At 64.7% G+C, this 22,772-nt stretch carries 21 protein-coding genes; 7 read left to right on the top strand and 14 right to left on the bottom strand.

Annotated elements, in window-relative coordinates; genetic code table 11:
* The first annotated feature begins 99 nt into the window (after positions 1-99).
* Both ACEN9F_RS01460 and ACEN9F_RS01465 read left to right on the top strand, forming a co-directional pair.
* The gene (locus tag ACEN9F_RS01460; protein ID WP_413417103.1) at positions 100-831 is read left to right on the top strand and encodes an SDR family NAD(P)-dependent oxidoreductase; all 732 of its coding nucleotides are present in this window, start codon (positions 100-102) and stop codon (positions 829-831) included.
* A 10-nt stretch (positions 832-841) separates the two neighbouring features.
* Positions 842-1,054, top strand: coding sequence for a 2-hydroxymuconate tautomerase family protein (locus ACEN9F_RS01465; protein ID WP_413417105.1), 213 nt, complete (start codon positions 842-844; stop codon positions 1,052-1,054).
* Here the strand turns inward: ACEN9F_RS01465 and ACEN9F_RS01470 are convergent.
* The 3 genes from ACEN9F_RS01470 to ACEN9F_RS01480 form a co-directional block, all read right to left on the bottom strand.
* Positions 1,044-2,189 (bottom strand): esterase-like activity of phytase family protein, encoded by a 1,146-nt coding sequence (locus tag ACEN9F_RS01470; RefSeq protein WP_413417107.1) that lies wholly within the window; start codon positions 2,187-2,189, stop codon positions 1,044-1,046. The genes ACEN9F_RS01465 and ACEN9F_RS01470 overlap by 11 nt on opposite strands.
* A gap of 15 nt (positions 2,190-2,204) precedes the next feature.
* The gene (locus ACEN9F_RS01475) at positions 2,205-3,356 is read right to left on the bottom strand and encodes a GTP-binding protein (protein ID WP_413417109.1); all 1,152 of its coding nucleotides are present in this window, start codon (positions 3,354-3,356) and stop codon (positions 2,205-2,207) included.
* A gap of 84 nt (positions 3,357-3,440) precedes the next feature.
* Positions 3,441-3,869 (bottom strand): Fur family transcriptional regulator, encoded by a 429-nt coding sequence (locus ACEN9F_RS01480; RefSeq protein WP_413417111.1) that lies wholly within the window; start codon positions 3,867-3,869, stop codon positions 3,441-3,443.
* Between the two features lie 142 nt (positions 3,870-4,011).
* On the opposite strand from ACEN9F_RS01480, the gene ACEN9F_RS01485 reads away from it, so the two are divergent.
* Both ACEN9F_RS01485 and ACEN9F_RS01490 read left to right on the top strand, forming a co-directional pair.
* Positions 4,012-4,326, top strand: a complete 315-nt coding sequence (locus ACEN9F_RS01485) for a hypothetical protein (RefSeq protein WP_413417113.1) — start codon at positions 4,012-4,014, stop codon at positions 4,324-4,326.
* A gap of 96 nt (positions 4,327-4,422) precedes the next feature.
* A complete protein-coding gene (locus ACEN9F_RS01490) occupies positions 4,423-6,408 on the top strand; it encodes a TonB-dependent receptor (protein ID WP_413417115.1) in 1,986 nt (661 codons plus the stop codon).
* A 2-nt stretch (positions 6,409-6,410) separates the two neighbouring features.
* Here ACEN9F_RS01490 and ACEN9F_RS01495 read toward each other — a convergent pair whose 3' ends face one another.
* The 6 genes from ACEN9F_RS01495 to ACEN9F_RS01520 all read right to left on the bottom strand — a co-directional run bounded on the left by ACEN9F_RS01495 (position 6,411) and on the right by ACEN9F_RS01520 (position 13,189).
* Positions 6,411-7,121: an ABC transporter ATP-binding protein gene (locus ACEN9F_RS01495; protein WP_413417117.1), complete on the bottom strand. Its 711-nt coding sequence runs from the start codon at positions 7,119-7,121 to the stop codon at positions 6,411-6,413.
* The gene (locus ACEN9F_RS01500) at positions 7,118-8,092 is read right to left on the bottom strand and encodes an ABC transporter permease (protein ID WP_413417119.1); all 975 of its coding nucleotides are present in this window, start codon (positions 8,090-8,092) and stop codon (positions 7,118-7,120) included. Before ACEN9F_RS01500 ends, ACEN9F_RS01495 begins: the two co-directional genes overlap by 4 nt.
* A gap of 9 nt (positions 8,093-8,101) precedes the next feature.
* Complete coding sequence (locus ACEN9F_RS01505) at positions 8,102-9,097, bottom strand: aliphatic sulfonate ABC transporter substrate-binding protein (protein ID WP_413417121.1); 996 nt, start codon at positions 9,095-9,097, stop codon at positions 8,102-8,104.
* A gap of 95 nt (positions 9,098-9,192) precedes the next feature.
* Positions 9,193-10,374 carry an NO-inducible flavohemoprotein gene (hmpA, locus tag ACEN9F_RS01510; protein WP_413417123.1) on the bottom strand — a complete coding sequence of 394 codons (1,182 nt, stop codon included), beginning with the start codon at positions 10,372-10,374 and terminating at the stop codon, positions 9,193-9,195.
* A gap of 100 nt (positions 10,375-10,474) precedes the next feature.
* The gene (locus tag ACEN9F_RS01515) at positions 10,475-12,748 is read right to left on the bottom strand and encodes a TonB-dependent receptor (RefSeq protein WP_413417125.1); all 2,274 of its coding nucleotides are present in this window, start codon (positions 12,746-12,748) and stop codon (positions 10,475-10,477) included.
* A 66-nt stretch (positions 12,749-12,814) separates the two neighbouring features.
* Positions 12,815-13,189: a DUF2946 domain-containing protein gene (locus ACEN9F_RS01520; protein WP_413417127.1), complete on the bottom strand. Its 375-nt coding sequence runs from the start codon at positions 13,187-13,189 to the stop codon at positions 12,815-12,817.
* Positions 13,190-13,307: 118 nt separating this feature from the next.
* Here ACEN9F_RS01520 and ACEN9F_RS01525 point away from each other — a divergent pair, with 118 nt between their 5' ends.
* Positions 13,308-15,377 (top strand): TonB-dependent receptor family protein, encoded by a 2,070-nt coding sequence (locus ACEN9F_RS01525; protein ID WP_413417129.1) that lies wholly within the window; start codon positions 13,308-13,310, stop codon positions 15,375-15,377.
* 35 nt (positions 15,378-15,412) lie between these two features.
* Here the strand turns inward: ACEN9F_RS01525 and ACEN9F_RS01530 are convergent, their stop codons facing one another.
* Positions 15,413-16,261 carry a transposase gene (locus ACEN9F_RS01530; RefSeq protein ID WP_413417131.1) on the bottom strand — a complete coding sequence of 283 codons (849 nt, stop codon included), beginning with the start codon at positions 16,259-16,261 and terminating at the stop codon, positions 15,413-15,415.
* A 281-nt stretch (positions 16,262-16,542) separates the two neighbouring features.
* On the opposite strand from ACEN9F_RS01530, the gene ACEN9F_RS01535 reads away from it, so the two are divergent.
* Positions 16,543-17,292 (top strand): Crp/Fnr family transcriptional regulator, encoded by a 750-nt coding sequence (locus ACEN9F_RS01535; protein ID WP_413417133.1) that lies wholly within the window; start codon positions 16,543-16,545, stop codon positions 17,290-17,292.
* Positions 17,293-17,295: 3 nt separating this feature from the next.
* Here ACEN9F_RS01535 and ACEN9F_RS01540 read toward each other — a convergent pair whose 3' ends face one another.
* Complete coding sequence (locus tag ACEN9F_RS01540) at positions 17,296-17,526, bottom strand: hypothetical protein (protein WP_413417135.1); 231 nt, start codon at positions 17,524-17,526, stop codon at positions 17,296-17,298.
* 166 nt (positions 17,527-17,692) lie between these two features.
* Between ACEN9F_RS01540 and ACEN9F_RS01545 the strand changes: the two genes are divergently transcribed.
* A complete protein-coding gene (locus ACEN9F_RS01545; protein WP_413417137.1) occupies positions 17,693-19,141 on the top strand; it encodes a SulP family inorganic anion transporter in 1,449 nt (482 codons plus the stop codon).
* Here ACEN9F_RS01545 and ACEN9F_RS01550 read toward each other — a convergent pair.
* The 3 genes from ACEN9F_RS01550 to ACEN9F_RS01560 are packed head-to-tail and all read right to left on the bottom strand — an operon-like array spanning position 19,131 to position 22,720.
* Entirely contained in the window at positions 19,131-19,589 is a 459-nt protein-coding gene (locus ACEN9F_RS01550; protein ID WP_413417139.1) for a DUF29 domain-containing protein, read from the bottom strand. The two genes, ACEN9F_RS01545 and ACEN9F_RS01550, sit on opposite strands and share 11 nt — an antisense overlap.
* Positions 19,590-19,646: 57 nt before the next feature.
* Positions 19,647-22,001, bottom strand: a complete 2,355-nt coding sequence (locus ACEN9F_RS01555) for a hypothetical protein (RefSeq protein ID WP_413417141.1) — start codon at positions 21,999-22,001, stop codon at positions 19,647-19,649.
* Positions 21,998-22,720, bottom strand: coding sequence for a hypothetical protein (locus ACEN9F_RS01560; protein WP_413417143.1), 723 nt, complete (start codon positions 22,718-22,720; stop codon positions 21,998-22,000). Before ACEN9F_RS01560 ends, ACEN9F_RS01555 begins: the two co-directional genes overlap by 4 nt.
* Between the last annotated feature and the right edge of the window lie 52 nt (positions 22,721-22,772).

Below are 22,772 nucleotides of genomic sequence, written 5' to 3' on the forward strand. Positions count from 1 at the left end.
TTACATGATGTATGAATTATCTTGCATTGGCGTGTGTTTATCAACGTCTGAGTTATCAGTACAGTGTCTCTACACCAACTTACCTGAAGGAGCACTACCATGAAAACAGTCATCGTCACCGGCGCATCGAGCGGTATCGGCTTTGCCATCGCCGAGGCTTATCTGAAGCGCGGCTACAACGTGGTCGGCAACGCCCGCACGCTGGACCGTCTGCAAACCGCCGCCGCACAATGGGGCAACCCGGCCAACTTCCTGCCGGTCGCCGGCGATATCGCCGATCCGGCCACCGCCAAGGCGCTGTTCGAACGCGCCGTCGCGGCCTTCGGCAAGGTCGATGTCCTGATCAACAACGCCGGCATCTTCCTGGCCAAGCCGATCGCCGACTATACCGAGGACGACGTCAACGCCATCGTCAGCACCAACCTGATGGGCTTCTTCTACCCATCGCAGGAAGCGGCCAGGCACATGAGCGCCAACCGTTCCGGCCATATCGTGACCATCACCGCCAGCCTGGCGATGCAGCCGACCGCCAAGGTGCCGGCGCTGCTGCCGATCCTGATCAAGGGTGGTTTGAACCACGCCACGCGCGGCCTGGCGCTGGAACTGGCGCCTTCCAACGTCAAGGTCAACGCGGTCGCACCGGGGATCATCAGCACGCCGATGCACGGCACCGACGAAGGCACGCAGAATTTCCTGAAGCAGCTGTCGCCAAGCGGCGAAATGGGCAGCACGAAGGATGTGGCGGACGCGGTGCTGTACCTGACCGAATCCTCGTTCACCAGCGGCGTCGTGCTGCCGGTCGATGGCGGCTCCACCGCCGGCACCTGGTAAGGAGACGATCATGCCATATGTGAATATCCGCGTGACCAACGAAGGCGTGACCTCCGAGCAGAAACTGAAGCTGATCGAAGGCGTTACCGATCTGCTGAGCGATGTGCTGAACAAGGACCCGTCGACCACCTTCGTCATCATCGACGAAGTGGAGACCGACAACTGGGGCCTGAACCGCGAGAACATCACCACCCGCCGCAAGCGGGCGGCGGCTAAGGGATAATCTCGAACAGCAGCAGCTGCGTGACCTGGTTCTTGCCGAAGTTGTCGTCGGAGATCAAGACCAGGCTCCCGTGGCCGTTGGCCAGCACCGGTCCAAAGGACATGCCTTCCAGGTTGTCGACGATGGGCAGGTTCAACTGGCCGATATCCAATACAAGGCGCTTCTTCACCAGTTGGTAGGAAGCGCCTTGCAGCGTCGGCTCCTTCTGGATGTCGGTGGCGCCGGCGGTGTCGATCTCATAGATGCGCACATAGTCGGTGTACTTGCCGTCGTCGGCCTGCACGCCGGAGCGTTCCATCACCAGCAGGCGCGTGGCGCTGATGGCGACGATCTCGGAGATGCCGTTGTCGGCGTACTTGCCTTTGCCGGGTGCCGCCGGAATCGCGCCCAGCGGATAGGCGTACTGGCCGAGCACCTTGCCGTCGCGGGCGAAATGCGTGATGCGGTTGACCGCGCCGTTGACCGGGTCCGGCGCCGGGCCGTCCTGGTACATCGGACCTTCCAGCGATACCCACAGCGTGCGGCCGTCGCGCGAGAAGCTCATGCCCTCGAAACTCTGGTTGTTGCGCGGCCCGGTCTTGCGGTCGGCCGATACGCTGAACATCGGCGGCAGCGGCAGGGTGGAGATGTAGCGGCCATCGCGCGTGGCGTGGCGCACGAAGGGATCGAGGCCCAGGCCCACGTCGCCTTCGCTGCCGTACCAGATGCTGCCGTCCTGAGGATCGACGCGGATGGTTTCGAGGTCGGCCACCTCCCCGCCGCCGCGCTTGTAGTCTTCCTTGGTCGGATAGATGGTGCCGTCCTTCTGCAGCAGCACCGTCGTGCCGGTCAGCTCCACCGGCTTGAACGCCTGGCCGTCGTACTGCAGGCGCGCGCTGTAGTAGCGGGCCGGGTTGTGCGCCGACCGGTCGTCGCTGATCATCACCCATTCGCCGCTGGCGGCGTCGTAGTCGATGCCCGACAGGCCGCCGACCAGCGTGTCCTTGTATTGCTGGCGCCACGGCAGGCGCTGCTCACCGATGAAGCGCAGGCTGGAAACGGTGTCCGGCATCGCCGGTTTGGCGGGAGGGAGCGGCGCGCAGCCGGCCAGCGCGATGGTGAGGGCGCCGGCGAGGGAAAGGAGGCTTTTTTTCATAAGCTGCGGATGTTATCACCTCTCGGCCATCCAGTCAGGGAAAGGATCGGCATAGCGTCGCCATGCCGCCACGCCGGCGGCGTTTTCGGCATCGCTCAGGACGCAGTCGTCGAACGCCGCTTCGATGGCCGCCCGGTCCATGCCGCGGCCGATGAATACCAGCTCGTTGACGCGGTCGTCATAAGGCTCCATCCATTGGCCGACCGGTTCGACCGAGGCGATCTTGCCGGCGCGCGAATACGCCACCGCCCATTCCGGCCGCGTGGCCAGCCACACGTAGCCCTTGGCGCGTATCAGGCCGGGGAAGCCCAGGTCGAGGAAGCGGTCGAAGCGCTGCGGATGCAGCGGGCGGCGTTCGCGCAGCACGAAACTGGCGATGCCGTATTCCTCGGTCTCGGGCGTGTGGATGCCGGCCAGCTCGCGCGCCCAGCCGGACATCTCGCTGGCTTTCTCCAGGTCGAACTTGCCGGTGCCGAGGATGCGGTGCAGCGGCACGCGGCCTTTTTCGGCCTCGATCACGCTGGCGCCGGGGTTGAGCGCCTTGATCACGGCATGCACGTCCGCCAGTTGCTGCGGCGAGACCAGGTCGGTCTTGCTGACCACGATGACGTCGGCGAATTCGATCTGCTCCGACAGCAGCGCGGCCAGCGTGCGGTCGTCGCCTTCGCCGGCGGTCTCGCCGCGCTGCGCCAGGAAATCGGTGCTGTTGTAGTCGTTGAACAGGTTGACCGCGTCGACCACGGTGACCATGGTGTCGATGCGGGCCAGGTGGTTGAGCGAATCGCCGTGTTCGTCTTCAAAGTCGAAGGTGGCGGCCACCGGCATCGGTTCGCCGACGCCGGTCGACTCGATCAGCAGGTAGTCGAAGCGGCCGTCGGCGGCCAGCTTGCGCACTTCCAGCAGCAGGTCCTCGCGCAGCGTGCAGCAGATGCAGCCGTTGCTCATCTCGACCATTTTCTCTTCGGTGCGGGACAGCGCGGCGCCGGCGTTTTCCGCGCCCTGGCGCAGCAGCGAGGCGTCGATATTCACCTCGCTCATGTCGTTGACGATGACGGCCACGCGCAAGCCTTCGCGGTTGGCCAGCACGTGGTTGAGCAGGGTGGTCTTGCCGGCGCCGAGGAAGCCGGAAAGGACGGTGACGGGCAGGCGGGTATCGGATCGGGTCATTGGAATCTCGCTGTGGTTAATGCAATCGAGTTGCATCATAGGCGGATTCGATTTCTAATGCAAGTTAACTGCATTAGGCGTTGATTATTTTTTGCGGGCGCAGCGCGGGCAGGTGCCCTTGATGAGGAAGTCGATTTCCTGGCTCTGGAAGCCTTCCGGCAGCTTGATCTTGCGCGGCAGCGCGACGTCGGTGAAGCAGGTGACCTGCTCGCACTTGGTGCACTGGAAGTGCGCGTGTTCGTGCGAATGCTGGCCGGCGCCGGCGCTGAAACGCCATACCTGGTCGGCGCCGGCGATGCGGTGGACCAGTTCATTGTCGGTCAGCCATTCCAGCACGCGGTACAGGGTGACCGGGTCCAGCGCCTCGTCCGACAGGCGGTCCTGGATCTCATGGTGGGTCAGCGATTTGTCCTGGCCGAGCAAAAAGTCGAGCACGGTCACACGCTGTCGGGTGACACGTGCGCCGGTGGCCCGGATCAATGATTCTGCCTGGTCTGCGGTGGTGGTTTGCATCTGGTTTTGGTCGAATTCTACGGAAAGCAGCGCTATGGTAACACGCCGGCCGCTGGCGCTATTTCGTAACTTAAGGTTAGAATAGCCACTTCGTTTCTTACTGGCCCGGCCAAATCTGATGCAACGCCGCTCGATAGTTCATGTGTTCCTCGCGCTTCTGCTGCTGTTTACGCAGCAGATCGCGGTCACGCACATCTATACGCACTGGGCCGACATCGACCAGCAGGCCAACCAGCTGAGCGACGAAGAGCACGCCGAGCACCGCAAGCGCATCGCCGCCCACAAGGTCTGCTCGGAGTGCGTCTCGGTGGCCCATATGGCGGCCGCGATCACCAGTTCGCCGCTGACGCTGGTGCTCACCACGCTCAGCGCCGGCGTGATCGCCATACCGGCCACGCTGTCCGCCTGCGAGCGGACCACCTGCTTCTTCCAATCCCGCGCCCCGCCTCTGGCCTGACAGCCGAAATCCGTCCTGATTTTTGAGTTTTGCGTCACCGCGATCGCTTGCCGATACGCGGTGCGCGCTGTCATCCATTTTTACTAGAGGTATCAAATGAATAAGCAACGCACGCTGCTGGCCAGCGCGATCCTGTCCGCCTTTTCCCCGCTGGCATTGGCCCAGATCGCCGATCCGGTGGTGCCGCAAGTGGTGGTGACGGCCACGCCGTTCGGCAACGCCGCCAGCGACCAGATCCTGGCGCCGGCCAAAGTGCTGGCCGGCGACGAGCTGCGCGACAAGACCGGCAGCTCGCTGGGCGAGACGCTGTCGCAGGAACTGGGTGTGTCGGCCTCGGCGTTCGGCGCCGGCGCATCGCGTCCCATCATCCGCGGCCTGGAAGGCGCCCGCGTCAAGATGCTGGAGAACGGCATGGCCGTCTCCGACGTCTCCGGCCTGTCGAACGACCACGCGGTGGCGGCCGAAGGCGCGGTGGCGCAGCAGATCGAAATCCTGCGCGGTCCGGCCGCGCTGCTGTACGGCTCTGGCGCCATCGGCGGCCTGGTCAACGTCGTCAACGAGCGCATCCCGACCGCGCTGGAACCCAAGCTGACGGGCCAGGCGGAAGTGCGCGCCAGCTCGGTCGACAAGGGCCGCAATGCGTCCGGCACCCTCGATGGCTCGGTCGGCAAATTCGCCTGGCACGTGGACGGCAACGCCCGCAACGCCGACGACTACAAGATCCCCGGCAACCGCGTGATGGGCGATCCCGATTCGGCCTCCGGCCGCCTGCCGCACTCGGACACGAAAGAGCGCAACGCCGGCCTGGGTGGCTCGTTCATCGACAGCTGGGGCTTCGTCGGCGCCTCGGTCTCGCACCTGACCAATGTGTACGGCATTCCGAGCGACGAAGGTTCGAAGATCGACCAGAAGCAGACCCGCTACGATATCGACAGCCTGGTCAAGGCGCCGCTGCCGGGCTTTGAAACCTTCAAGTTCAAGGCCGGCTACACCGACTACCAGCACGCCGAACTGAATGACGAGAACGCGCCGGAAGTGATCTTCCAGAACCACTCGCTGGAAACCCGCTTCGAACTGACCCACAAGCCGGTGGCCGGCTGGCACGGCACCTTCGGCGTGCAGACCGAGAACACGCGCTTCTCGGCGCTGAGCGCGGAAGGCGGCCCGGACACGGTGCCCGTCACCCGTTCGACGTCGAACGCGGCCTTCCTGGTCGAAGAGACCGATATCGGCCCGGTGCGTTTCAATGCGGGCGGCCGCGTGGAGCGCGTCAAGCGCGAGCCGGTCACCGGCATCGACCGTTCGTTCAACCTGCAATCGGGATCGGTGGGCGGCATGTGGCCGTTCATTCCCGGCTATGCGCTGGGCGCCACGCTGTCCTACGCGCAGCGCGCGCCGTCGACCGAGGAACTGTATTCGGCCGGCCCGCACGACGCCACCGTGACCTTCGACATCGGCAATGCCGATTTCAGGAAGGAGACCTCGCGCAATATCGAGCTGACCGTGCAAAAGACCACGGGCCTGGTGCGCTGGAAGGCCAACGTGTTCCGCAACAAGGTCAGTGACTTCATCTACGGCCACATCACCGGCAACCTGCTGGACGAAGACGGCAATCCCGGCGAGGAACTGCGCGAGCGCATCTTCGAGCAGGCCGACGCCACCATCCAGGGCGCGGAAGCGGAGTTGGAGTACAACCCGACCGGCGCCGGCTGGTCGGGCCGCGTGTTTGCCGACACCTCGCGCGGCAAGCTGGATGTGGGCGGCAGCCTGCCGCTGCAGCCCGCCAACCGCGTCGGCGTGAGCACCGCGTACAAGATGGGCGCGTGGCGCGCCGGCCTGTCGCTGGTGCACGCGCAGTCGCAGGACCGTCTGGCGTCGTTCGAGACGTCGGATACGCCGAGCTACAACCAGCTCAACGCCAACCTGTCGTACACGCAGAAGGTGGACGGCTACGACCTGACCTGGTTCATGCTGGCCAAGAACCTGACCAACGACGAAATCCGCGTATCGACTTCGGTGCTGAAGGATATTTCGCCGCTGCCGGGCCGTAACGTGGTGTTCGGCGTGCGCGCCAAGTTCTGAGCCTAGACGTGAAGGCTGTCGAGAATGGCGGCCTTCAACGCGGCGGAGCTGACGTCGCCGCGTTTGCGTGGCGATGGCGCGGGATGGAATTCCGTTAGCGCCGGAGCCGCCGTGCCGTCCAGCAGGACCACGCGGTCGCTCAGGTAAAGCGCTTCGTCGATGTCGTGCGTGACCAGCAGGACCGTCAGCCGGTGCTCGTGCGCTATGCGCAGCAGCAAGTCCTGCAGCTTCATGCGGGTGAAGGCATCGACGGCGGAAAACGGTTCGTCGAGCAGCAGCACGCGCGGCTGCGTGAACAGGCCGCGCGCAATGGCTGCGCGCTGCGCCTGGCCGCCGGACAGCTGCTTGGGCAGCGCGGCGGCGTGGTCGTCCAGTCCCACTTCCGACAGCAGGCGCTTGACCAGGCGCGGATCCCTGTCGTTTTCGAAGGCGACATTCTGGGCCACCGTCAGCCACGGGAACAGGCGCGGCTCCTGGAAAATGAAGCCGATCTCCCGGCTGACGCCATGCAGCGGCGTGCCATTCAGTTTTATCCGGCCGCGAAAATCGCGGTCCAATCCCGATGCGATCGCCAGCAGGCTGCTTTTGCCGCAGCCGCTGGCGCCGATCAGGCTCACCACCTCTCCTTGTTGCAGCTGCAGGCTGACGTCGCGCAGTACCGTGCGCTGGCCGTAGCGCTTTTCCGTGATGTGGATGTCGAGGGCGATGCTCATGGGTTCTGCGCTCCTTCATAGCTGTCGCGCCAGGCCAGGCAGCGGTGCTCGATGGCGGCCATCAGGCCGTCGCTGACCTTGCCGAGTATGGCCAGCAGCGCAATCGCGGCCAGCACGATGTCGGCGCGGCTGGTTTCGCGGCCGTCGGAGAGCAGGTAGCCCAGGCCGCGGCTGGCGGCGATCAATTCCGCGGCAACCATGAACATCCACGCCAGACTGAGGCCGTTGCGCAGGCCGGTCAGGATGGAGGGCAGGGCTGCCGGCAGCAGCACGCGCCGCGTTAGCGCGACATTGGATAGCTGGTAGAGGCGTCCGACCTCGATCAGCTTGCGGTCCACGCCGCGTATGCCGGAGGCCACGCCCATGTAGACGGGGAAGAAGGCGCCGATGGCGATCAATACGATTTTTGGCGCTTCGTCGATGCCGAGCCAGAGCAGCAGCAACGGCACCCAGGCCAGCGACGGTATGGCACGCAAGGCCTGGAAGGTGGGATCGAGCAGCGCTTCGGCGCGTTGGCTCAGGCCGACGGCGGCGCCCAGCAGCACCGCCAGCACGGCGCCAATGCCGAAGCCTGCGGCGACGCGCAAGGTGCTGGCGCCGATGTGGCCCAGCAGTCCTTGCGCGCCGAGGTCGATCAGCGTGTCCAGTATTTGAGTGGGCGCGGGCAGCAGGTGCGAGGGGATCGCGCCTGAGCGCACGGCGATTTCGACGGCGGCCAGTACCGTCACCGGCAGCAGCAGGCCTGGCAGGATGCGCCGCCAGTGCGGGGAGCCCGCGCCGCTGTGCGGCCCGCGCGCTGCCGCTGTCCCTGTCGTTACGGCGGCGGCAGTCGTGGTCGCGCCGTCCGGGGCGCCGGCGGACGGCACTTGCGCACCGGCGACCGTCGACGGCGTAACACGGGCGACGCGCAGCGGTTGCGTGTCAGCCGCATTGGCGGTTGCGGCGACGTGCGCGGCGAGCTGGCTGCTCATGATGCGATCCTAGGTGCGCGCAATGAAGGGCTGGGCAAAGCGCGTATCCACCAGCTCGGCGATGGCGCGGTTCAGGTCCGTATCGGCCTTGACCAGCGCCTCATCGCGCAGGATGGGCGCCGCGAACTGCAAGGCCTTGACGTGCTCCGTGCCCGGCTGCGGATTGCTAAAGTCGCTGCGCAGCTTGATCTGCAACAGCGCCACCGACAATGAGACCTTGGCCTCTTCGGACAAGATCTTGGCCGCCTCGGTTGGATTCGCGCGTATCCATGCGCGCGCTTTTTCATAGGCCTTGATCACGCGGCCCACTTCAGCCGGCCGCGTCGCCAGGAATTCCTCGCGCACGTTCAGGAAGCCGTAGGTATTGAAGGCCACATTCCGGTAGATCAGCCGCGAGCCGCTTTCCAGCTCGCTGGCCGCCATGTGCGGATCCAGTCCCGCCCACGCGTCGACCTTGCCTTGCTCCAGCGCGACGCGGCCGTCGGCATGCTGCAGTCCGACGTGTTCGATATCGCTGCGCTTCAGGCCCACCGTCTGCAGGGAGCGCAACAGGAACAGATACGGGTCGGTACCTTTGGTGGCGGCGACCTTCTTGCCCTTCAAATCCGCCAGCGTGCGGATATTGGAATCCTTGCGCACCACCAGCGCGGTCCACTCGGGGCGCGAAAAAATATAGGGAGTCTTGATCGGATTGCCGTTGGCCTTGGCCAGCAGCGCAGCCAGGCCCGCACTGGAGCCGATGTCGATGCTGTTGGCGTTCAGGTATTCAAGCGCGCGGTTGCTGCCGGCGCTCAGCACCCAGCGTACCGACGTGCCGTCGGCCTTGAATTCCTCTTCCAGCCAGCCGAAGCGGCGCAGCACCAGGCTGGCCGGCGAGTAGTAGGCGTAGTCCAGCCGCAGTTCCTTGAGCCGCGCGGCGGCAGCCAGCGAGACCGGCGACCAGCCGATGGTAGCGGCGGTGGCGGCGCCACCGGCCGCCAGTTTCAACAGGGTACGGCGCTTCATGTTTTCCTTGGGAGAGGGCGTTGATGCTTAAAGTATTGCACCGACGCCGGCCCTCGTACACGAAGAAAACCAGCTTTACTTAGTTGAAAAATGCATCAGGCCAGCGCCTCCGCCGGGCCGAAGAACTCGTAGTAGGTCTGCGCCTGCGGCACGCCCAGTTCCAGCAGGTGCGACTTGATGGCCTTCATGAACGGCGTCGGTCCGAGGAAGTAGGCTTCCAGGTCGCGCGTCACCGGCATCCATGCCGACAGCTGCTGCTGATTCAGGTAGCCGGTGGCGTGCGGCTGCGGGCCTTCGTCGTTGGCCGCCTCGTAGCAGTAGAAACGCTGCAGCTGCGGGTGCTTGGCGGCCAGCGCGTCGATATGATCGCGGAAGGCGTGCACGCCGGCGTGGCGCGCCGCATGGATGAAGTGCACCGGACGGTTGGTGGTCAGCGCGGCAGTCAGCATCGCCAAGGTCGGGGTGATGCCCACACCGCCGCTGATCAGCACCAGCGGCTTGTCGCTATCGGCCAGCACGAAGTCGCCCGATGGGGGGAACAGGTCGATGCTGTCGCCCACCTGCACCCGGTCGTGCAGGAAGTTCGACACCAGGCCGCCCGGCTCGCGCTTGACGCTGATGCGGTAGCTGGCACCGTTGCTCGCCGCCGACAGCGAGTATTGGCGGCGTGCCTCTTCGCCGTTGACCTTCGCCACCAGGCCGATGTACTGGCCCGGTTGGTGCGCCACGACCTTGCCGCCGTCCGCCGGTTGCAGCACGAAGGAGGTGATCTCGTCGCTTTCCTCCGTCTTGGCGGCGACCTTGAAGGTGCGGGCACCGCGCCAGCCGCCTTCAGCCTGGGCGTTTTCCGTGTAGATGTTCTCTTCGGCGCCGGCCAGGATATCGGCCAACTGGCCGTAGGCTGCGCCCCAGGCTTCGATCACGGCATCGGTCGCGGTTTCCTCGCCCAGCACTTCGCGGATCGCCTTCAGCAGCGAGGCGCCGACCAGCGGATAGTGCTCGCGCTGGATCTGCAGCGAGACGTGCTTGTTGATGATGGTCGACACCAGCGGACCGAGATTTTCCAGCTTGTCGATATTCTTTGCATACATCAGCACCGCGTTGGCCAGCGCGCGCTGCTGGTTGCCGTCCTGCTGGTTGGCCTGGTTGAAGAACGGCTTCACGTGCGGGAAGTCACGGAACAGCGTCAGGTAGAAATGACGGGTCAGGGCTTCGCCGCCTTGTTCCAGGATAGGGACGGTGGCGCTGATGATGGCTTTTTGTTCGGTGCTAAGCATGATCTCGATCTCTATGAAGTTTTGACGTAAAGAAGTATATCATATGAATGTTTAAAGCGCACAGGACGCCATCGAATATTCTGATGGCGGCCCGGGATGCTTAGAGATCGAACTTCATTTCAGCCACGTAGGTCCGTTGCGGATACGGGTGGAAGTTCCAGTACTGGTAGTTGTTGAGGTTATCGACGCCCAGCGCCGCGCTCCATTGCCGGTTGATGCGGTAGCGCACGCGTGCATCGGCGGTGAAGTACTTGCTGGTGCCCTGGTAGGCGAAGCCGTTGATGTCCGAATTGTCCAGCGTCGAGAACTGCCTGCCGCTGTAGCGCGCGGCCAGCGTTGCCGACAGCTTGTCGGTGACGGCGTAGGTGGCCACGCCGGTGGCGCGCCATTCCGGAATGCGCGGCTGCCATTTGCCGACGCTGGCCGGGTACTTGTCGTTGCGGGCGATCCTGGAATCCGTCCAGGTGGCGCTGGCGCTCAGGTCCAGCCCGTGCAGCCATACGTCATCCGCCGCGTAGGACGCTTCCAGTCCCTTGGTGCGGACGCGGTCGACGTTCTGGATGTTGGTGACGTTCGGTGTGACCAGCACATTGGTCTGCGAGTACAGCGCGTCCGCGGTGCGCTCGCCGAAGGCGGTCAGGCGCAGCAGGCCGGTGGCCAGCTTGCGTTCCGCGGTCAGCTCGGTGGTCCAGGATCTTTCCGGTTTCAGGTTGGGATCGTTCGCGGTCAGCTGGCCGGATGCGTTGACGCCGCCCTGATACAGCTCGGACACGGTCGGCATGCGCACCGCGCGGCCCAGCGAGGCTTTCAGCACCCAGTCATCGCCGGCCTGGTAGGCCAGTGCGGCTTTCGGCGACACGTAGTTCTCGTTGCGCTCTGGATGCAGCGCTGTCTTGCTGGCGTTGGAGGTGGCGCCGTCGTGTGCGCTCCAGCGCTCGTAGCGCGCGCCCAGCACCGTCTTCCAGCCCGGTGCGAACTTCCAGCTGTCCTGCGCATACAGGCTGTTGGTCTCGGTTCTGCCGGTGAAGGCCGAGTTGCGCGCGCCGGGATCGCCGTTTATCCAGTCGCTGGCGGCGTTCTCGATGCTGGCCAATTTGTAGGCTTCGCGCTGATAGCCGAATTCCGCTACATGCGCAGTGTCGGGCCGCCACACGCCCTTGGCTGCAAACGTGTTCCAGCCGGTGCCGCCCTGGTTGACGATACGGCCTGCGCCGCCCGCGGCCGCCGCAGGCGGCGCGATGGTGGCGGCGCGCAAGGTGTCCTTGTCGTAGTCGTACAGGCTGGCCGCCAGTTCCCAGTCGAACACGCCCTTGGTGTTGGTCTTGATGGACAGGCCGTGCATGATGTGTTGCAGGTTTTCGTTCGACAGGCTGAAGTCCGTCGCGCCCAGCGTGAAGCTACGCCCGCCGATATTGACGGTGCCGCTGTAGACCGGCTTTCCTGCGGCGTCGCGCAGGTAGGATTCCGGCCGGCCCTCGGAATCGTTGCGCCACAGGCCGAAGGTATAGGTCGCCCGCATCGTCGGCGAGAAGTCGTAGGCCAGCCTGGCTTTGATCTGGTCCTGCACCGTGTGGTATTGGGTGCCGGCGCCGAGCAGATACCAGTCCTTGTTGCTACGGTCCAGGCCTGCGACCGCGCCGGTGACCGGCGTGCCGGCATTACCGGCCACACCGGCGCTCAGCGCCTTGGTGGGGAAGGTCAACGGCTGGCCTTCGCTGTCGGTGCGATTCAGGTCGATGTACCAGGACCAGGCGCCGTTGCGGTCGCCCAGCGCGAAGCTGCCTTGCCGGCCCTGGTAGCTGGTGTCCGTGCCATACAGTTTGAAGGGCTGGTGCGTCAGCGTGAACTTGGCGTGGGCTTCAAATTTGCCCGGCATGCGCGTGACGTAGTCGACCACCGCGCCGACCGAGTTGCCGCCGTAGGCTGCGGAGAAAGGGCCGTACAGCACATCGACGCGCTCGATCTGCTCCGGGCTGACCATGCCCCAGCGCGGGGCGAAGGTGGCGCCGTTGCCGAGATAGTTCGACAGCAGGATGCCGTCCGCATAGACCATCGAGCGCGCGCTGTTGCCGGTGCCGGACGCGCGCGTCGACAGCACGGCGTGGTTGTAGTCGCCGATGTAGCGCTTGCGCACCAACAGGCTAGGCAGGTACTTCAGCGCATCCTCGGCATCGGTGGCGTTGACGGTGCGCTCGATTTCTTCCCTGGTGATGCCTTCGATGGTGGTCGGGATCTGGGTCGGCAGCGAGGTGGGGCGGTTGCCGGAGATGGTCACGGTGCCCAGTTGGTGCAGTGGCGCCTCGGCGGCGGTTTGCGCGTTGGCGGCGAAGGCGGCAAGCAGCGCCAGTGCCAGTGGAGACATGGTCGGTTTCATGGTGTTCCTGATGTGTATGGAGACAGCTGCCCCCGGCACGCGGCGGCAGGCAATGCGTTTTAACGGTCAGGAACGGGAAGGCGGTCCGCGCGGCTTGGCGGCGCTCCAGGAGTGGAGCGGTTGCGGCGCGGTGTAGTACAGCGCCGGATAATGGTCATGGCCGCCGATGACGGCAAAGCCGGCCATGGGCGGCGGCGGCAGGGCGGGCGAGCTGGCATGCGTCAGGCAGTAGGCGCAATGCTCCATGCCCTGCATGCTCTTGGCCGGCGCCTGCCTGGAGCCGTCGACGGCCTTGACGCCGTCGACCGTACACATTTCCAGCAGCACCGACGGCGTGGACGCGGCCAGCGCATGCGACACCGCAGGCGCGAGGGCGCTGAACAGGATGGCCAGCATGGCGATCCAGATCTGCAGCGTTCGGCGTTTTGCGGAGTTGAGCATCTGCTAATTATATCCGTTCGTGGCGTACATGGCAGCGTCGGCTATTCATTGCGAATGAGAAGTGTTATCATTAACGTTTCAGCCACATTCATTTTCCTGTCCCATGTCCAATTTTTCCATGCACGCCGCCCCATTTAAACCGACCGCGCTGGCTGCGGCGATCGCCCTGCTGATGGCGCCTGTCGCATTGCACGCCCAGGAGGCCGACGCGCCGATCGAATCGATCCAGGTATCGGGCAGCTGGCTGGGCTCGGGCCTGCAGAACAGCGTCAAGAACTTCGCCGGCGCGCGCACCGTGGTCAACAAGGAAGACATCGACGACACCGGCGCCGCCAACATCGGCGACGTGCTGCGCCGCATTCCCGGCGTGCAATCGACCGACAACTCCGGCACGGCCGGCAGCGCGATCTCGCTCAACATCGGCGTGCGCGGGCTGACGGGGCGCTACTCGCCGCGCTCGACCGTGCTGCTGGACGGCATCCCGCTGGCGGTGGCGCCCTACGGCCAGCCGCAGCTGTCGTTCGCGCCGGTCAGCCTGAACAATATCGAATCGGTCGACGTGGTGCGCGGCGGCGGCGCGGTGCGCTACGGTCCGCAGAACGTCGGCGGCATCATCAACTTCCGCAGCCGCGCGATACCGGACGGCCCGGGCCTGAGCGGCGACGCCTCGGTGCGCTACAACCACTTCGGCGAAGGCGGCAACAACACGCAATACAGCGCCTTCGTCGGCACCACGCTGGACAACGGCCTGGGCCTGGCGCTGATGTATTCGGGCATCGACGGCAGCGAATGGCGCGCCGGCAGCGATGAAAAGGTCAACGACTTCGCCGCCAAGTTCCGCTACAAGCTCGACGCCGGCAGCGAGGTGTACGGCAAGCTGTCCTACTACGACGTCAACTCGCGCACGCCGGGCGGCCTGACGGTCGCGCAGTACAACGCCGATCCGTTCCAGAACACGCGTCCGACCGATTTCTGGAGCGGCGAGCGCAAGGGCGCCGACGTCGGCTACCTGAACACGCTGTCGGCCACGCAGGAATTCGAGCTCAAGGCGTACTACAGCAAGAGCTTCCGCCAGAGCGCGCTGATCAACGCGGCCAAGACGCAGGTGACGTGGCAGCCGCGCAACTACGAAGTGGTGGGCATCGAACCGCGCTACACGCAGCGCTTCGCGGCCGCCGGCATGACGCATGACGTCACGGTCGGTTATCGCTACCTGAGCGAACGCGGCGACGACAACAACTACGTGCAGACGGTGTCGAGCGGCGTCAACGGCGCCACCTCGACCTTCCTCAACAGCACCGACGCGCACGCGGCCTACATCGACGACCGCATCGCGGTGGGCGCCTGGCGCATCACGCCGGGCGTGCGCTACGAGCGCATCTCGTCGGAGCGCAACGACCTGGTCGGCAAGACCACCTTCACCACCGACAACAACAAAGCGCTGCCATCGCTGAACGTCGCTTACCTGGTCAACCGCGCGCTGACGGTATTCGCCAACTACACCACCTCGTTCGGTCCGGTGCAGAACACGCAACTGAATTCGCAGACCCCGACCAATCCGCTGAAACCGGAACTGGCCAAGACCGCCGAGCTGGGCGCGCGCTGGAAGACCGGCGCCGTGAGCGCGGAAGTGACCGCCTTCAAGCTCAAGTTCGACAACCAGATCCTGCAGGTGCCGGGCATCACGCCGGCCACCTTCCAGAACATCGGCGCCACCAAGCATGAGGGCATTGAAACGGCGCTGGACTACACCTTCGACGAGAGCGGCGCGCTGGCGGGCCTGAACGTGTTCGCCAACTACACCTACACCAAGGCGATCCAGGATTCGGGCGCGACGGCGGGGCTGGACGTACCGTTCTACTCGCGCGACACGGACACGGTCGGCGCGCGCTACCGTGTGGGCGCCTGGAGCGCCAACCTGTCGAGCACGCACCAGACCAAGCAATACTCGGACACGGCCAACACGGTGGCCGAAGCGGCGGCCGGCAACGTCGGCCAGATCCCGGGTTTCCGCCTGTGGAACGCGCAGCTGGGCTGGAAGGTCAAGGGCAAGCCGGGCTATGAAGTGATGGCCGGCGTCAACAACATCGCCGACAAGCGCTACTACACGCGCAACGTCGACGGCAACGCCGGCCGCATGGCCGGCGCCCCGCGCCTGGCCTACGTCCAGCTGCGCGTCGCCTACTAAAACTCCGGGGTCAGGTCCAGAACCCGGACACGAGCTCAGCTTTCCTGTAGCCCGCGCCATCGCTTGATGGCGCGGGCTACAGTTTTTTCTGAGACCTGGAAGTGCCGCGCGATTGCGGGGATGCTGTATGTGGACGCGGCATAGGCTCTGGCAATTGCCTCATCGCGGTCAGCGTATTTTTCCAGGTAAGCCTGCAATCGCGGGGCGAGTGCGTGGCGATGTGTGGGTGTGATGCCATTGACTCGGACGATTGCGGGCTGCTCCTGGCATCGAGCGATGAATGCGTCATCGCCTAGAAGCAGTTGCCCGTGAGCGTTAGCCAATGGACTGGTTTTGCCTATGCCAGCCTGCACGAATGCTCGGTAGGCCGCAATCGCGTCTGCCTGGCATGTGCCCAGCTGCGCAAGTAGTCCTTGAATATTTAGCCAGGAAGGTGGGGGCACCGTTCCAGTCATCAGACGATAACTGCTCCATGGCCAATCCTCGGGCAGGGCGACCACGTTCGCCCGCACCGGGTTGAGGACGATGTAGCGTGCAAGCTCAAGCAGGTAACTTTCCTTTTGCACCAGGATCGCTGTGTAGCGCCCCTGAAAAACATGCCCGACCATATCGTGCCGACGGTTGAAGTACTGAGAGTACATGCCGTTCAGCTGGCGCATACCTTGGGATAGATTCGCGTCTTCTGTTTCCAGCAACAGATGATAGTGGTTGCCCATCTGACAGAAGCTGTGCACGATAAAATGAAAACGCTGGCAGACTTCGGCCAATGCCTGCATCCAGAACGCACGATCGGTGTCGTCCAGATAGATCAGGGCTCTACGGTCGCCCCGAGAAGTGACGTGATAGAGCGCGCCGGAAAATTCGAGTCGGAGAGGACGTGTCATTCGATGACATTAGTCTGCTGTACGCTACAGGCGTTGAGCCAGCTCATGCCGCGATCAGCTTGTCGGCTGGGTTCGTGTCCGCGTTCTGGACCTGACCCCGGAGTTGGGGCGTAGGACAAAGATGACATTTTGCAATGTTCATAGCCTACATAGGACTACAAGGTGCTCCTATACCGGTAGCTTAGGCCGGTAGATATAGTGTCATCAACGGTCAGGCGAATACGCCGGCTGCGATCCACACGACATCATTCGAAGGATCAACAAGACACTCGAGGTACACCATGAACGCTATCGACACCACGTCCGCTGCCGCGCCACAGACCATCAGCCTGATCGGCGCACAACAGAACGATTTGCTGCGCGCGCTGCACCGCGACGATCTGCTGGCCCTGTTCGGCGATCTGGAATTGGTCACGTTGCCGGCCGGTAAGCATCTGTTCGACTTCGGCGATAACGTCGAGTTCACCTATTTCCCTACCAACGCCATCGTTTCGCTGCAGTATGTGATGGAGGATGGCGCGACCACCGAGATCGCCGTCGTCGGCCGCGAAGGCGTGGTCGGCGTGGCCCTGTATCCGACCGAACGCGCCAGCTATTCGGCCGTGGTGCAGACCGCCGGCTATGGCTACCGCCTGCGCACCGCCGTGCTGCGCAAGGTGTTCTATACCGGCGGCCCGCTGGCCCAGCAATTGATGCGCTATACCAGCGCCATGTTCGCCCAGCTGGCGCAGAGCGTCGCCGGCAGCCGCCATACCAGCATCGAGCAGAAGCTGTGCCGCTGGCTGCTGGAGCGCCTGGACCGCTCCATGGGCAACGAGTTGAAGGTGACGCAGGAAATGATCGCCAATATGCTGGGCGTGCGCCGCGAGAGCATTACCGGCGCGGCCGGCAAGCTGGCGGAGGAGGGCTTGATCGCTTACCGCCGCGGTTGCGTGACCGTGCTGGACCGCGATGGCATGGAACGCCGCGCAGGCAGCTGCTACCAGGCCCGCGTCGGCAATGCGGTCCCGGCCCAGCGCTACGCGGCTTGAGAATTAATGTAGTACGCGGGAAGGCGGATTGACCAAAAATCCGCTGAACTCCGCCCTGGCCGCGGCGGGACGGGCGGCCAGGTCCTGATCCAGTTTGCGCTGCACCAGCTTGTGCCAGGCGCTGGCCCAACGGGCCGCCAGCTGGGATTCCTCCGCCGAACGCGCATACAGCGTCCTCTCCACGGCGATTTTCTGTCTTTGCAGGGCGTAGGTGGCGGATATCAGAGTAGTCATGGCGTAGGTCGGACTCAGGGTTGAATTGGCATGCCTTGCTATTTTGCCCCGCTCGCCCCCGATTTAATGTGCGCCAGTTCACCCAAGACGACGAGAAATCACCGCCGCCGTGTAAAATATGCGCGCTGTTGCATTTTTGCATCGTTCCTTGCCGGTTTCTCTTCCTATGTGGTCATCCCATTTCTCCAAAAACGCGCTCGCTGGCTTGACCACGTCCTTCGCGCTGGTTCCCGAATGCATCGCTTTCGCGCTGGTCGCCCACCTTAACCCGCTGACCGGGCTGTACGGGGCCTTCTTTATTTGCACCTTGACCGCTATTTTTGGTGGTCGCCCCGGCATGATTTCCGGCGCCGCCGGTTCGATGGCGGTGGTGATCGTGGCGCTGGTGGTGCAGCACGGCGTGCAGTATTTCCTGGCGACGGTGGTGTTGAGCGGCCTGGTCATGCTGCTGTTCGGCGTGCTGAGGATGGGCAAGCTGGTCAGCATGGTGCCGCATCCGGTGATGCTGGGTTTCGTCAACGGCCTGGCGATCGTGATCGCCTGGTCGCAGCTGCAGCACTTCAAGGCCGACGGCCGCTGGCTGCAGGGCACGTCGCTGGCGTGGATGTGCGGGCTGGTGATTCTGACCATGCTGGTGGTGTACCTGCTGCCGCGCCTGACCAGGGCGGTGCCGCCGGCGCTGGTGGCGATACTTGGCGTGGGCCTGCTGTCCGAGGGCTTGCGGCTGCCGGCGCGCACCTTGGGCGACATGGCGCATATCGCCGGCGGCTTGCCGGTGTTCGAGATGCCCGCCGTGCCCTTGACGATGGAGACGCTGCATATCGTGCTGCCGTACGCGGTGCTGATGGCGGTGGTCGGCCTGCTGGAGACGCTGCTGACCTTTAACCTGACCGATGAAATCACCGAGACGCGCGGCTTGCCGAATCGCGAGTGCGTGGCGCTGGGCGCGGCCAATGTGGCGTCGGGCCTGTTCGGCGGCATGGGCGGCTGCGCGATGATCGGCCAGACCATGATCAACCTGAGTTCCGGCGGACGCACGCGGGTGTCGGGCGCGGTCAGCGGGATCATGATCTTATTGTTTATACTGTTTTTGTCGCCCTGGATCGAGCGCATTCCGCTGGCGGCGCTGGTGGGCGTGATGTTCGTGGTGGCGCAGCAGACCTTCGCCTGGGGTTCGCTGCGCGTGCTGGGCAAGGTGCCGCGCCATGATGCGCTGCTGATCGTGGTGGTGACCTGCATTACCGTGGCGACCGACCTGGCGGTGGCGGTGCTGTGCGGGATCGTGATCGCGGCGCTGAGCTTCGCCTGGCGCCATGCGCGCGAGATCCGCACCGATGCGGCCGTCGGCGCGGACGGCGCAAAGACCTATACGCCGCACGGCACCTTGTTCTTCGCGTCGATCGCGCGCTTCAGCGATCTGTTCGATCCGCAGGGCGATCCGCGGCAGGTGGTGCTCGATTGCCGCTACCTGCGCCTGGCCGATCATTCGGCGGTGGTGGCGGTGTCCACCCTGAGCGAACGCTACACCCGCGCCGGCAAGCACCTGCAAGTCCAGCACCTGTCGAAGCGCTGCGAGCTGCTGCTGCAGCGCGCCGGCGTCGAAGTCACGGCGTGAATTCCTGATCAAGTATCTGCTCGACCGTGTAAGGAATTTCCTTCGGGAATACACCGATGGGAAGTCCGGTTTCCAGCGCGGCCATTTTGCGGGCAGCGGGATAGTTGGACTGTACATATTCCGGGACGACACGGCGCAAGCTGGGACTGTCATCCAGCAAGTATTTGATGCGCTCCCGTTGCTCGATCAAGGTTGAGTGCCACTTGTTTTGTGGACGGGATTTCTGGAATTCGCATTTCAAGAGGTGCATGATCAGCACCCTCAGCCGATTTCTCAGCGTGCGCAGCTCTTTGTCTCTCATGCTCTCGAGCTCCCCGACGAGATGCTCCACGTCCAGCTCGGAGTATCTTGCTTCGACCAGCAATTGGATTTGTCCGTCTATCCATAGCACCAGGTCGTCGTCGTAGGCCGCTCGGTGGCGGGGATCGGGTTTCACTAGCGTTTGCATGGCGTACCTCCCAAAAGGCCACGCTAGTCTTCTTCCATTCCCCGCCTTTGATCCGCCTCAATAGAAATAAGGCGTCTTGCCGGCCCAGTCGCTGTTTTTGTAGCGCTTGTGCAGCAGCGTGAACGCGCTCTTGGAGAGCTTCCTGGCGTCGTCGTCGAGGCAGCCGCCGCGTGTCGATTGCACCGTCACGTACAACAGCCATGGCAGCTCCGGATCGTTGGGCACCGTGACGGCGCGCTGCATGACCATATCGCCGATGTGGCCGGTGGCGGTCTTCAGCGTGGCCAGTTGCGCCAGTTCCCTGTCGCGCGCGGCGACGTTGCCCAATTCCGCCATCGGCGGCGCCAGCTCGGTCCCGGTATTGAGATCCCCATCCGAACCCGCCTTGGCCGGCATCTTGCACCACATCGTCGCCAGCGTATCGTCCGCCGCGCGCAAAGGGAATTCGCCGTTGTAGTTGTTGCCGAACATGGGTGACAGGCCGTACTTGAGCGCGTTGATCTGCATCCAGTAGCGGCGCTCCGGCGTGCCGGCCAGCTTGCGATACTTTTGCATGACCGGCGCCAGCGCGGGCAGCAATTGCTCGACTTGTTCTGACGCCTTCAGCGCGGCTTCGTCCTGGGCCAGCAATTCAAAACGCATCAACGCGGCGACGCCGATGCGCGCGCGCACGGCGGAAGGCAGCTTGGTGTTGGCGGCCAGCGCTTGCAGGTCTTCGGCCGCCAGGCCGCTGTCGAGCCAGCGCACGCCGTCGGACGCCGCGTCAGGATGGTCCGCGCCGCGGAAGCTGTTTTCGCCGGCCGCCACTTCACCGGTGTCGGGATCCAGCGTGCGGCTGGTGCTGCGCAGCAGGTACGGCGCCGCATCGGACGGCGAACTGGCCACGGCAAAGCGCTCTTGCAGGAACAGGTTGCGCGCACTGATGGAGCTCTGCGCGGCCAGCACCGCACCGGCCAGCACCGCGTCGCTGGCGGCGCGCGCCTTGTCGGCCTGCTTGCCGAGGCGATAGTGGCGGGCCAGCGCATAGCGCAGCGTCAGGTATTCCGGCGCATTGGCCGCGACGCGCAGGCTGGCTTTTTCCAGCTCCGGCGTCATGGCGCCGGACAGCATGGCGGCCGCCATTAGCCAGACGCGCGATTGCGCCTTGTCGCCGGCCGCCGTGTAGCGCTTCCATTGCTCGAGCGCGTGTTCCTGCTCGACGGCGCAGCTGCGCTTGGCCTGGTATTCACGGCATTGGCCGACGGTCTGGATCCAGTCGGTCAAGCCGCCCGCAACACGCAGCGCGGTGCGCTTGTCGGGCTGCTCGCCGTAGGGCTGTTGCAGCACCTCGTTGGCCACCACGCGCCAGTCGCCGAGGTGGTCGTCCACGTAGGGATCCGCGCGCGGATCGTCCAGCAGCTTGCTTAATTCGACGAAGCGCTGCGTCGGCGTCAGCCGCGCCTGCGAACTGCGGCCGATCGCGCGGCTGGCTTCATGCAGGGCCGCCAGATCCGGATTGGCGACGATGTGATCGACGCTGGCCTGGATGGCGGCCATTTTTTGCTGCTGTATCGCCAGTTGGGTGGCGACGGCGGCGGGGCCTTGCTGGGCCGCCGCCTGGGCGGCCTGCTGCGACTGCGCATAGGCGGCGCGCGCCTGCGAACGCAGGTTCAGATATTCGCCCCAGCGGCGCAGCGGGTGCTTGTCGGTGGCGCCGATGCGCGCAAACAGGCTGCCGCTGAGCGCATAGTTTTCGTCATAGAACGCGGCCGACGCCAGCTGGTATTGCTGCATCTGGCGCCAGTACAGCGCTTCGCCGGCCGGCAGTTCGGCGGGCGCCGGGATCGCCGGCTTTTTTTCGTCCCAGCCGCGCCGCGGCGCGTCCGGATCGTCGCCGCAGAACTTGAACACCTGCCGCTGCGACGCGACCCAGGCCGCCAGGCGGGCCGGCGTCGCATCGCCGCGCCTGGCCAGGTCGCCGAGTGTGGCGGCGGCGAAGGTGTAGCTGACCGATGGACAGGTGAGCGAGCCATTGGCGACGTTGCTGTTCGGGTGAGGCGCGGCAGGCGGTTTTTTCAACGCGGCGGTGACCGCGGCCAGCCAGGCCGCATAGACGGTCCGGCTGTCGCCGTCGCTGGACCAGCCGGCGCGATAGTGGCCGACGGCGTCCAGCAATCCATCTTTCGGATTCGGCGCGGTCTTCAGGCCGTCGATGCCGAGCGCCACGCCGCGCCATGCGGTATACAAATACACGCGCTCATAGCTGGGCAGCACCACGCCCAGTTCACCGGCCTGATAGCGGTTCAGCGGAATGTCCGGTCCGCCGCGCGTGACGTAGACATCCATTGGGCCGTCCGCGCTGGCGGCGGCATGGCCGCAAGCCAGCAGGGCGCCGGCGGCGGCCAGCAGGCGCAGCTTGGAGATTGTGTTCATGGCGTGCTCCTTGAAATAGGGGAGGTGGCCGACGCTGCGCGCTTCCAGGCGTACATGTCGAACCAGTAGATTCTGCGATAGCGTTGATTGACGTTTGCCGCAAACGGCTCCTGCGGCGAGAAGCCCGCAACCCCGGCGCGGCAGCTGGCGTGCAGCGTGTCGGGCGATTGTTCCAGCAGCTTGCGCATGGCGCCACTGTCGCGGCCCATGCGGAAGAACATCGGCACGACTTCATCGGCGGCCAGGCCGTCCAGCCACGCGGGCGAGCGGCACCACCATGCCAGGGCGGTCACGCTCAACTTGATGCGGGGCGGCAGGGCGCCGCGCAGCTGCCGCACCAGGGATCGGTAGAACGCGCGCTGCGAAGGCTTGGCTTCCATGTCGAGCTGCACCCAGCCCGAGGTGCTGGCGGCGGCCGCGTCGAGCAGCGCGCCGACGATCATGGCGCGGCTGGCTTCCATATCCCTGGGCGGATTGACGGTGCTGACTTCGACATGCAGCACGGGCGTTACTTGCGTCGCCGCCGGCATGACGGGCCGGCGCATGCGCGGCCGGGTGAGGGCGGTATCGCCGGTCAGCAGGATGTGGCGCTGGAGGACGGCGGCTTCCCGCGCCGACCATGCGGGCAGCAGCGCTTCATCCCACAGCCAGGCGACTTGCTGCGCGCTGGCGGTGGTGTGGCAGAACGCCAGAAAGAAAAAGAGAAGCAATAAAGGCATCGGCAAAATGAGGCGGCGAGGTGCCTCATTGTACCGATGTTTGTTATCTAAA

It is taken from the genome of Duganella sp. CT11-25 (genome assembly GCF_047302815.1).
In the GTDB taxonomy this organism is placed as follows: Bacteria; Pseudomonadota; Gammaproteobacteria; order Burkholderiales; family Burkholderiaceae_D; genus Rugamonas.

What these genes read in the sequence shown, in the direction of transcription:
- hmpA (WP_413417123.1), bottom strand. Translation starts at nt 10,374, where the DNA reads ATGCTTAGCACCGAACAAAAAGCCATCATCAGCGCCACCGTCCCTATC.
- ACEN9F_RS01560 (WP_413417143.1), bottom strand. Translation starts at nt 22,720, where the DNA reads ATGCCTTTATTGCTTCTCTTTTTCTTTCTGGCGTTCTGCCACACCACC.
- ACEN9F_RS01505 (WP_413417121.1), bottom strand. Translation starts at nt 9,097, where the DNA reads ATGAAGCGCCGTACCCTGTTGAAACTGGCGGCCGGTGGCGCCGCCACC.
- ACEN9F_RS01495 (WP_413417117.1), bottom strand. Translation starts at nt 7,121, where the DNA reads ATGAGCATCGCCCTCGACATCCACATCACGGAAAAGCGCTACGGCCAG.
- ACEN9F_RS01520 (WP_413417127.1), bottom strand. Translation starts at nt 13,189, where the DNA reads ATGCTCAACTCCGCAAAACGCCGAACGCTGCAGATCTGGATCGCCATG.
- ACEN9F_RS01470 (WP_413417107.1), bottom strand. Translation starts at nt 2,189, where the DNA reads ATGAAAAAAAGCCTCCTTTCCCTCGCCGGCGCCCTCACCATCGCGCTG.
- ACEN9F_RS01475 (WP_413417109.1), bottom strand. Translation starts at nt 3,356, where the DNA reads ATGACCCGATCCGATACCCGCCTGCCCGTCACCGTCCTTTCCGGCTTC.
- ACEN9F_RS01515 (WP_413417125.1), bottom strand. Translation starts at nt 12,748, where the DNA reads ATGAAACCGACCATGTCTCCACTGGCACTGGCGCTGCTTGCCGCCTTC.
- ACEN9F_RS01555 (WP_413417141.1), bottom strand. Translation starts at nt 22,001, where the DNA reads ATGAACACAATCTCCAAGCTGCGCCTGCTGGCCGCCGCCGGCGCCCTG.
- ACEN9F_RS01480 (WP_413417111.1), bottom strand. Translation starts at nt 3,869, where the DNA reads ATGCAAACCACCACCGCAGACCAGGCAGAATCATTGATCCGGGCCACC.
- ACEN9F_RS01530 (WP_413417131.1), bottom strand. Translation starts at nt 16,261, where the DNA reads ATGACACGTCCTCTCCGACTCGAATTTTCCGGCGCGCTCTATCACGTC.
- ACEN9F_RS01535 (WP_413417133.1), top strand. Translation starts at nt 16,543, where the DNA reads ATGAACGCTATCGACACCACGTCCGCTGCCGCGCCACAGACCATCAGC.
- ACEN9F_RS01545 (WP_413417137.1), top strand. Translation starts at nt 17,693, where the DNA reads ATGTGGTCATCCCATTTCTCCAAAAACGCGCTCGCTGGCTTGACCACG.
- ACEN9F_RS01465 (WP_413417105.1), top strand. Translation starts at nt 842, where the DNA reads ATGCCATATGTGAATATCCGCGTGACCAACGAAGGCGTGACCTCCGAG.
- ACEN9F_RS01550 (WP_413417139.1), bottom strand. Translation starts at nt 19,589, where the DNA reads ATGCAAACGCTAGTGAAACCCGATCCCCGCCACCGAGCGGCCTACGAC.
- ACEN9F_RS01500 (WP_413417119.1), bottom strand. Translation starts at nt 8,092, where the DNA reads ATGAGCAGCCAGCTCGCCGCGCACGTCGCCGCAACCGCCAATGCGGCT.
- ACEN9F_RS01525 (WP_413417129.1), top strand. Translation starts at nt 13,308, where the DNA reads ATGCACGCCGCCCCATTTAAACCGACCGCGCTGGCTGCGGCGATCGCC.
- ACEN9F_RS01540 (WP_413417135.1), bottom strand. Translation starts at nt 17,526, where the DNA reads ATGACTACTCTGATATCCGCCACCTACGCCCTGCAAAGACAGAAAATC.
- ACEN9F_RS01460 (WP_413417103.1), top strand. Translation starts at nt 100, where the DNA reads ATGAAAACAGTCATCGTCACCGGCGCATCGAGCGGTATCGGCTTTGCC.
- ACEN9F_RS01490 (WP_413417115.1), top strand. Translation starts at nt 4,423, where the DNA reads ATGAATAAGCAACGCACGCTGCTGGCCAGCGCGATCCTGTCCGCCTTT.